Source organism: Pseudomonas sp. FSL W5-0203 (genome assembly GCF_001896155.1).
GTDB classification, from domain to species: Bacteria; Pseudomonadota; Gammaproteobacteria; order Pseudomonadales; family Pseudomonadaceae; genus Aquipseudomonas; species Aquipseudomonas paracarnis.
On sequence record NZ_MPOR01000050.1, the window covers coordinates 24,669 to 33,591 of the forward strand.

The 8,923-nt window shown below is 58.6% G+C and carries 11 protein-coding genes; 5 read left to right on the forward strand and 6 right to left on the reverse strand.

Translation table 11 applies throughout. The features are described from left to right. Positions 1–58 precede the first annotated feature (58 nt). Positions 59–514 carry a redox-sensitive transcriptional activator SoxR gene (gene soxR, locus BOP96_RS26440; RefSeq protein ID WP_014717816.1) on the reverse strand — a complete coding sequence of 152 codons (456 nt, stop codon included), beginning with the start codon at positions 512–514 and terminating at the stop codon, positions 59–61. Between the two features lie 99 nt (positions 515–613). On the opposite strand from soxR, the gene BOP96_RS26445 reads away from it, so the two are divergent. Then, the gene (locus BOP96_RS26445) at positions 614–979 is read left to right on the forward strand and encodes an antibiotic biosynthesis monooxygenase (protein WP_019817256.1); all 366 of its coding nucleotides are present in this window, start codon (positions 614–616) and stop codon (positions 977–979) included. Here BOP96_RS26445 and BOP96_RS26450 read toward each other — a convergent pair. Next, the gene (locus tag BOP96_RS26450; protein WP_019817255.1) at positions 968–2,065 is read right to left on the reverse strand and encodes a sigma-54 interaction domain-containing protein; all 1,098 of its coding nucleotides are present in this window, start codon (positions 2,063–2,065) and stop codon (positions 968–970) included. The two genes, BOP96_RS26445 and BOP96_RS26450, sit on opposite strands and share 12 nt — an antisense overlap. A 267-nt stretch (positions 2,066–2,332) precedes the next feature. On the opposite strand from BOP96_RS26450, the gene BOP96_RS26455 reads away from it, so the two are divergent. The 3 genes from BOP96_RS26455 (at position 2,333) to BOP96_RS26465 (ending at position 5,849) form a co-directional block, all read left to right on the forward strand. Beyond that, a complete protein-coding gene (locus tag BOP96_RS26455) occupies positions 2,333–2,599 on the forward strand; it encodes a lipoprotein (RefSeq protein ID WP_032904559.1) in 267 nt (88 codons plus the stop codon). 232 nt (positions 2,600–2,831) lie between these two features. Then, complete coding sequence (locus BOP96_RS26460) at positions 2,832–3,992, forward strand: cysteine desulfurase family protein (protein WP_073454483.1); 1,161 nt, start codon at positions 2,832–2,834, stop codon at positions 3,990–3,992. A gap of 48 nt (positions 3,993–4,040) precedes the next feature. Next, a complete protein-coding gene (locus tag BOP96_RS26465) occupies positions 4,041–5,849 on the forward strand; it encodes an aminopeptidase P family protein (RefSeq protein ID WP_032901925.1) in 1,809 nt (602 codons plus the stop codon). Positions 5,850–5,887: 38 nt separating this feature from the next. Here the strand turns inward: BOP96_RS26465 and BOP96_RS26470 are convergent, their stop codons facing one another. The 4 genes from BOP96_RS26470 to rhtA form a co-directional block, all read right to left on the reverse strand. After that, entirely contained in the window at positions 5,888–6,478 is a 591-nt protein-coding gene (locus tag BOP96_RS26470) for a 2-hydroxychromene-2-carboxylate isomerase (RefSeq protein WP_032901924.1), read from the reverse strand. Between the two features lie 34 nt (positions 6,479–6,512). Continuing rightward, positions 6,513–7,244 (reverse strand): SDR family oxidoreductase, encoded by a 732-nt coding sequence (locus tag BOP96_RS26475; RefSeq protein WP_014717823.1) that lies wholly within the window; start codon positions 7,242–7,244, stop codon positions 6,513–6,515. Between the two features lie 98 nt (positions 7,245–7,342). Further along, positions 7,343–7,624, reverse strand: a complete 282-nt coding sequence (locus BOP96_RS26480; RefSeq protein WP_003190182.1) for a hypothetical protein — start codon at positions 7,622–7,624, stop codon at positions 7,343–7,345. Positions 7,625–7,787: 163 nt separating this feature from the next. Beyond that, complete coding sequence (gene rhtA / locus BOP96_RS26485; RefSeq protein WP_014717824.1) at positions 7,788–8,675, reverse strand: threonine/homoserine exporter RhtA; 888 nt, start codon at positions 8,673–8,675, stop codon at positions 7,788–7,790. A 61-nt stretch (positions 8,676–8,736) separates the two neighbouring features. On the opposite strand from rhtA, the gene BOP96_RS30280 reads away from it, so the two are divergent. Continuing rightward, positions 8,737–8,923: hypothetical protein (locus BOP96_RS30280; RefSeq protein WP_218189986.1), on the forward strand; the 187-nt coding region annotated here is incomplete at its 3' end.

The following is an 8,923-nucleotide window of genomic DNA, read 5'->3' on the forward strand; positions in this document are numbered from 1 at the left end:
TGTGGTTATGGGGTTACAGCCTTTTCACTATAGGTCACGTTGCATTGCGCAACTGGCTTTACCGATCAGCATCAGGCGTGGGCTCCAGCAACTGCGCACCAGGGCCACGCTCACCCAGCTGGTCATCGTGATTGCGCAGCGGGCACGCCTCCATCGACAGGCACCCGCACCCGATGCAACCATTGAGCTTGTCGCGCAGCAGCATCAGTTTGTTGATGCGCTCATCCAGATCTTCACGCCACAACGCCGACAGCCGTTCCCAGTCGTGAGCGTTCGGTGTGCGCCCATCGGGCAGGGCCCGCAAGGCCTCGCCAATGGTCGCCAGCGGAATGCCCAGACGTTGGGCGATTTTGATCAGCACCACCCGGCGCAGTACATCCCGTGGATATCGTCGTTGATTGCCGGCATTGCGATTGCTCTTGATCAGCCCTTTGGATTCGTAGAAGTGCAGCGCGGTGACCGCCACGCCGCTGCGAGCGGCCAACTGACCGACGCTGAGTTCGTTGCTGAGCATGTAAGGCTCCCAAACAGTGCTTGACCTCGACTTAACTAGAGGTTTTACCCTGCGTGGCATCGAATCGCAAGATTCTTCCTACAGAGAGAGGGGGTTTTCATGCAGGTATCAGAGAAGAGTCGCAGCTTCACTCAGCTGATCGAATTTCACATCGAACCCCGTCAGCAATCCGCCCTGGTGGCCGCCTTGACCACCCAGAGCGAGCGTCTGGCCGTGCGCCATGGCGGCTTCTTGAGTGCCAGCGTACAGGTCAGCGATGACGGACGCAGGGTGCTCAATTACTTGCAATGGCAATCGCGGGAAGAGGGTGAGGCGGCCTTCAAATGTTTTGAGCAGGGCGGCGAAGATTTCTGGACGCTGATCCGCGCCCACCGGGCCACGGCCGTGACCTTTGGCGCATTCCAGGTACTGCGCAGTTTTGAGCGCAGTCAGGACGATGCCTTGCACTGCCGACTAAATGGATAGGTGCAGCATCCGTTCGCCTTGCGCATTTTTCCCGGGCCTGCGCTTGTTGACCGCCAGTTCGCCGATCTTGATCAGGCGAGCGCGAGCGACGTTGCGGCTCAGTCCCAGCAAGGTGGCGGTGTGTACTTGGTTGTAGTGGCTGAAGTGATAAGCAGCGCGCAATAAGGCGTCCTCGACCTTTTCATGCAGGGCGCCGGACTGTTCCTCGAAGAGCCTTTGAAACGCCCGCGCCAGCAGGGCTTCTGCACAGGTATCGGTGTCGCTGTCGTTCTGGCGTTCGATGCGCAGGTTCGACAGGCGCAGGTCATCGGGTTCGATCACAGCGTTGCGGCAGACCAGCAGGGTGTGATGAATCACGTTTTCCAGCTCACGGATATTACCCGGCCAGCTGTAGCGCTTGAGCTTGTGCTCGGCCTCGTGGCTCACGCTGATCGGACCGTAGCCCAGGCGCTGGCTGTAGGTTTGGATGAAGTGCCGGGTCAGCGGCAGGATATCGCCGGTACGTTCGCGCAGCGGGCTCAGTTCCAGGCTGACTACATTGAGGCGGTAGTAGAGGTCTTCACGGAAATGCCCGGCGTTGATGGCCTGTTCCAGTTGTACATTGGTGGCGGCCAGGACTCGCACATCGATTGCAATGCTTTTGCGCGAACCCAGGCGCACCACCTCACGCTCCTGTAGCACCCGCAGCAGTTTGACCTGGATGGCCATCGGCAAATCGCCGATCTCATCCAGAAACAAGGTGCCGCCGTCAGCCTCTTCGAACCAGCCGGCCTTGGCGCTGAGGGCACCGGTAAAGGCGCCTTTCTCATGGCCGAACAACTCGGCTTCCACTAGTGCTTGCGAAAAAGCCCCGCAGTTCACTGCCACGAAGGGCCGATTTCGCCGCGTACTGAGGTGGTGGATATGCCGCGCAACAAGCTCTTTGCCGGTGCCGGTTTCGCCGATGATCAGCACGCTGGCCTCGCTGGGGGCCACTTGCTGGATATGGTCGAGCAGGGCCTGGGACTTTGGGTCTTCGAAGACCTGGGCTGTGGCGCGGATCGAGGTCGCGAGGGCAGGCGAGGGCGGCAGGGTGAACAGCTGCATGGTGACCTCTCATGGGAATTCAAGCTTTGTTGAAGGGCTGTTGCCGGGTGGACAGTGGGCTGCGCGCAAGGTCTTTATAGAGGTATCGTCTTAATTCGTAAATGAAGGTGTTTCTATATTTATAGAACTTAAATGAATATAAAGGCGTTCCCCCTGTGGACGCCGATACGCGTGATAGCGACTATCACGGACGATGATTTTTCAGCGAGAAGGGGCGGGAGTAGCCTGTGTTCATTGACTCGAAACCATCTTCGCAGGGCCATCGCCATGAACCGTTTCCTCGCTGTTTCCCTTTTACTTGTCACCTCTGTCCTTGCGGGGTGTGCGACCCAGCCATCCCCGGAAATGCGCCCTTATACGGCCGAGGAAACCAAGCAGTTGGCTTTGGAGGCCCTGGGCCGTCGCGGCTTGTCGTTTGACGACTATCAACGCCAACGCGCCGCGTTGCTTGGCCAGCCAAAGCCCTTCGGCTTTGATCACCAGGGTGAAATGAACGCCGAGCGCAGCGTGGTTTTGCATGGTCGGCCCAGTTGAGCGCGCTTCATGCAGCAAAAAGCCCGAGGTTTCCCACAAGGAACCTCGGGCTTTTTGTTTGCCATGGGGCTACTTCAGCCTGTTAAGCTCAATTCCAGGAGCGTTCCTACGCACATTTAAATAAAGTTACCTTCTTTAATGGCATTCGATCGGTTAAACCTGACGACCTCTGTTCTGGTCGATGCCCCCCGAGACGCTGTTCTTGGGAATACGCTCTGCGAGTTTTAACCTCATGAATAAACGTCCGCTGTATTTCGACTACGCCGCCACCACGCCGGTGGATGAGCGAGTTATCCAGGTGATGGTCGAGTGTCTGGGTTTCAACGCCCACTTCGGCAACCCTGCGTCCAGTTCCCATGCATTCGGCCAAGCGGCCCGGCAGAAGGTTGAACAGGCGCGTGGCCAGGTGGCCGAGTTGGTGGTGGCCGAGCCCGAGCAAATAGTCTGGACCTCCGGTGCCACGGAATCCAACAACCTTGCGCTCAAGGGCGTGGCCCAGGCCCGTGGTGTGGCGGGTGGGCATATCATCACCAGCCAGATCGAACACAAGGCCACGCTGGACACCGCGCGGCAATTGCAGGAAGCCGGAGTGGCAGTGACTTACCTGGTACCGGATGCAGACGGCTTGATCAGCGTCGAAGCGGTCAGCGAAGCCTTGCGCGAGGATACCTTTCTTGTCTCGCTGATGCTGGTCAACAACGAACTGGGCACCCTCAACGATATCCCGGCCATTGGTGCGCGGGTACGTGAGCACGGCGCGTTGTTCCATGTGGACGCGGCGCAAGGGGCAGGCAAAGTGGCTATCGACCTGGCCCGGTGGCCGGTGGACTTGATGTCGTTCTCTGCTCACAAGCTGTATGGGCCCAAGGGTATCGGCGCGTTATATGTCGGGCCTCGGGCGCAGCAGAAGGTATTGGCGCAGATTCACGGGGGGGGCCACGAAGGCGGTTTGCGCTCCGGCACCCTGGCGACTCATCAGATTGCCGGCATGGGCGCGGCGTTTGCTCTGGCGGCGGCGTCTTTCGAGGATGAGAAGGCCACGATTGTCGCGCTGCGCCAGCGCTTGCTGGATCAGTTGGCGTCGGTTGCCGGCTTGCGTCTTAATGGCAGCCCAACCCAGCGTATTCCACACACATTGAGCCTTACCTTCAGCGAAGGCGAATTCAATTCAGCCGCATTGAGTTCAGGCATTGCCTTTTCCGCGACTTCAGCGTGCAATTCGGCCAGCAATGCGCCGTCCCATGTGCTTCTGGCCTTGGGGCATGACGCTCGCAGTGCCGCTCGCACTATTCGCTTGAGCCTGGGCAGGTTTACCACCGAACAGGATATCGACCAGGCCGCGCAGTTGATCAAGGCCGCATTGGCGAGTGCGCCAGCGTTCTGGGCAGTCTGATTTATCATCGCAATACATAACAATTATTAGTGGTTAGCAGGAGACACAATGAGTACGCAGCCTTTGACCCATGGAACGGTTCCCCAGCGCCTGGCGCACACCCGTGAACTGATGCGCCGCGAAGGCATTCATGCCTTGCTGGTGCCATCGGCGGACCCGCATTTGTCCGAATATTTGCCGGGTTACTGGCAAGGGCGCCAGTGGTTGTCCGGTTTTCATGGCTCGGTGGGCACTCTGATCGTCACGGCGGAGTTCGCCGGGGTCTGGGCGGATAGCCGTTATTGGGAACAGGCGACCAAGGAGCTCAAGGGCAGCGGTATCGAGCTGGTGAAGCTGCAACCGGGTCAGCCCGGGCCGCTGGAGTGGCTGGCCGAGCAAACCCCTGAGGGTGGCGTGGTGGCGGTGGACGGTGCGGTCATGGCCGTGGCCTCGGCACGTACCCTGGGTGGCAAATTGGCCGAGCGTGGCGCGCGTCTGCGTACCGATATCGATGTGCTCGATGAAGTCTGGCAAGACCGCCCAGCGTTGCCGAACCAGCCGATCTATCAGCATCTGCCGCCCCAAGCCACCGTCAGTCGTGGCGAGAAACTGGCCGCCTTGCGTGCCAGTTTGAAAGACAAGGGCGCCGATTGGCATTTCATCGCGACGCTGGACGACATCGCCTGGCTATTCAACCTGCGCGGCGCTGATGTGTCGTTCAATCCGGTGTTTGTGTCCTTTGCCTTGATCAATCAGCAACAGGCCACTTTGTTTGTGGCGTTGGGCAAGGTCGATGCGCAACTGCGGGCGGTGCTTGAGCAGGATGGCGTGACCCTGCGTGATTACAGCGAGGTGGCGCAAGCGCTGCGAGCGGTACCGGCGGGCGCAAGCTTGCAAGTAGACCCTGCCCGCGTCACCGCCGGCTTGCTGGAAAACCTCGACGCGGGCGTCAAGCTGGTTGAAGGCCTCAACCCCACCACACTGGCTAAATCCCGCAAGAGCCTGGCGGATGCGGAACATATCCGCCAAGCCATGGAGCAGGATGGTGCGGCGCTGTGCGAATTCTTTGCCTGGCTCGACAGCGCCCTGGGTCGCGAGCGCATTACCGAACTGACGATTGACGAACACCTGACCGCTGCACGTACCCGCCGCCCAGGCTATGTATCGCTGAGTTTCAACACCATTGCCGCCTTCAACGCCAACGGCGCGATGCCGCATTACCACGCCACCGAAGAAGAGCATGCGCTGATCGAAGGTGATGGCTTGCTGTTGATCGACTCGGGCGGCCAATACCTGGGCGGAACCACGGACATCACGCGGATGGTGCCTATCGGTACACCGAGTGAGGAGCAGAAACGCGATTGCACGCGGGTGCTCAAGGGTGTGATTGCTCTGTCCCGTGCGCAGTTCCCCAAGGGCATTCTTTCACCGTTGCTGGATGCCATTGCCCGTGCGCCGATATGGGCAGAAGGCGTGGACTACGGTCACGGCACAGGCCACGGCGTGGGTTATTTCCTCAACGTACATGAAGGTCCGCAGGTCATTGCCTATCAGGCTGCTGCGGCGCCACAAACGGCGATGCAGCCAGGGATGATTACTTCAATTGAACCGGGTACTTATCGCCCTGGCCGTTGGGGCGTGCGCATTGAGAACCTGGTGTTGAACCGTGAAGCGGGCAAGACCGAGTTTGGCGAATTCCTCAAGTTCGAAACCCTGACCCTGTGCCCAATTGATACCCGCTGCCTGGAGCCGTCGTTGCTCACGGCGGATGAGCGTGAATGGTTCAACGCGTATCACGCCCAGGTGCGTGAGCGTTTGAGCCCGCTGCTCAATGGTGCAGCGCTTGAATGGTTGCAGGTGCGCACTGCGGCGATTTGATCGGTTGCAGCCAAGGCATTGCCGGCTGCAATCAACACCTAGCTGAGGGCTTCACGCACAAAGTCCAGGCGGTCCTGGCCGAAGAACAGCTGGTTTCCTACAAAGAAACTGGGAGCGCCGAACACGCCGCGCTTAATGGCTTGTTCGGTTTTGTCCTTGAGAGCGTCCTTGACGGCTGCATCATTGGACAGGGCCAGTACCTGCTCGGGATCGAACCCCTGTTCGGTGAGCACATTGGCCACGACCTCTGGGTCGCCCAGGTGACGGCCTTCCACCCAGAGTGCGCGGAACAGGCAGTCGATGAAGTCGAGGAAGCGCTCAGGCTGGTGGATTTGAATGCCGGTGACGGCGCGCATCAGCACCAAGGTATTGATGGGAAAGTGCGGGTTGAACCTGAGCGGCACGTTGTAGCGTTTGGCGTAACGCGCCAGGTCATCGAGCATATAGCGCCCCTTGGCGGGCACCATGATCGGCGAGGCATTGCCCGTGGCCTTGAATACACCGCCCAACAGCATCGGTTGATACACCACCTGTGCGCCGGTTTTAGCGCACAGCGCCGGCAACTGGGTATAGGCCAGGTAAGTGGCGGGGCTGCCGAGATCAAAGAAGAACTCCAGGGTTTTACTCATGGTCTGTACTCACTGCTTATTGTTATAGAGGGAGTCACCAGGTTTCATTCCAGGGGCGCAGGTCCAGTTCGAACGTCCAGGCGTCCCGTGGCTGGCGATGCAGGAACCAGTAGTTGTCGGCAATATGGTCAGGGTTGAGGAGGGCGTCCTGATCCTTGAGGGCGTATTTTTGCGGGAAGTTCTCGCGAATGAAGTCGGTATCGATGGCACCGTCCACCACCACATGGGCGACATGGATGTTCATCGGGCCTAACTCCCGCGCCATGCTTTGTGCCAGGGCGCGTATCCCATGCTTGGCGCCGGCGAAGGCGGCAAACCCCGCGCTTCCGCGCAAGCCGGCGGTGGCTCCGGTGAACAGGATAGTTCCGCGGTTACGCGTGACCATGCGCTTGGCGACTTCCCGTGCGTTCAGGAAGCCGGAGAAGCACGCCATCTCCCAGATCTTGAAGTACTTGCGTGCGGTTTCTTCCAGAATGCTGCAAGGCACATTGGCGCCGATGTTGAAGACGAACGCTTCAATAGGTCCCAGCTCGGTTTCGATTTGCTCGACCAGTGCGATCACGTCCTCTTCTTTACGTGCATCACAGGCAAAACCATGGGCTTCACCGCCCGCCAACTGAATGCTGTCTACCAGGGGCTGCAGTTTGTCGGCGCTGCGACGGGTGACGCAGGCGATGTAGCCTTCGCGGGCAAAGCGTTTGGCTATGGCGCCGCCGGTCGCGTCACCGGCACCCACTACTAATACGATTTTCTTGTTGTGCGGCATGGGAACTCCATTGGCTCGATGGTCGAGCAGGAGTTTAGCCTTCGTGCCGCAACTGGCCTGAATTTAAGATGAGCAGTCAGGAAAGACTGCTCGGGCAGCTATTTGCAGATGACGATCATACTGCGGCTGGTATAGCCAGCTGGGTTGAGGCCGAAAGGATAGTCCCCAGGCTCTTCGGAGTTATCGCCGGATTTGGCTATCACCCGGTAGCCCTTGGCACCGCATGAGTTGGCTGCACTGGTGTAGCACTGGTCCCAGGAGGAGGACAGGCCTGAACAGTTGATATGCAGCCCTTTTTTACCCCGTTTCACTTCTGTTTTTGTGGTTGCAGCACAGCCAGCGATGCCCACAACCAGCAACAGTATCAAAATTCGTTTCATTCCCATCCTTAATAGCCGCCCTGCAAAAGAACAGAGCCGCTTTACTCGCTCTCGAGCGAAGCGTTCATGCTGTCCGTGTCGAAATTCTCCATGAATGACATTCGGTTACGGCCTAAACATGGCCTAAATGAGCGGCAAATACCAGAGCTGGCTTTAAAGATGATCAGTCGGCAGGCACCAGTGGTTTGGATTCGTTGCGCATCGTCAACGTCGCGCCTACGCTAGCCAGGATAATGCAGGTGATGGCCAGCCATTGGGCCAGGGATAAATGCTCATGCAGAAAGAACAGGCCGGAGAGGGCGCCGAACGCCGGTTCGATACTCATCAACGTGCCGAATGTGCGAGCGGGAAGGCGAGTCAGTGCGACCATCTCCAAGGTGTAGGGCAAGGCGGTGGACAGAATTGCGACGCCAATGGCGACAGGGATCAGGGCGGGCGTCAGCAGCGCGGCGCCCGCATGCACGATGCCGATCGGTGCGACGAACAGGGCCGCAATCATCACGCCGAGTGCAGCGGTCTGAACACCATTGTCGTTCCCAGCCTTTTGGCCGAATAAAATATAGAGGGCCCAGCATCCGCCTGCGCCCAGTGCGTAAGCCGCGCCGACCCAGTCGATACCGCTACTGGCCTCGCCCATCGGAATTAACAGCAGCAGGCCGATGATCGCCAGGGCAATCCACAGGAAGTCGACAGCTCTGCGCGAGGCATAGATAGCGACGGCAAGCGGGCCTGTGAATTCGAGTGCTACTGCAATCCCCAGCGGTACGGTACGAAGGGACATATAGAAGAGGAAGTTCATGCCGCCCAGCGCCATCCCGTAAATGATCACCGTGCGCAAGGACTTGGCCGTCAGCGTGGCGCGCCATGGGCGTAATAGCACCAGCATGATCACACTGGCGAAAATCAAACGCAGAGCAGTGGTGCCTTGTGCGCCAACAATAGGAAACATGCTTTTGGCCAATGACGCACCGGATTGGATGGACGCCATGGCGATCAATAGCAGGCCGATCGGAAACAATGCGGATGCCAGGCTGCGAGGAGGGGTGGTCATTGCGGGAGTTCTTCCGAAGTCATGATCGATAAATACGTGGCGCTATGATGCTTAACTGTCAATGAATGAGCAATATATTGCTCAAATGCTGACTCGTAGCTATCTATATAGTGGAAGCATCGGTTTTTCGAGGTTTTTGATAGAAAAACCGAATAATTGGGTTGACGGCAGATTCTGGAAGCCTATAATTCGCCCCACTTCCGGCGCAGTCGAAACGGAAAACTCCTTGGTAAACAATGAGTTACGCA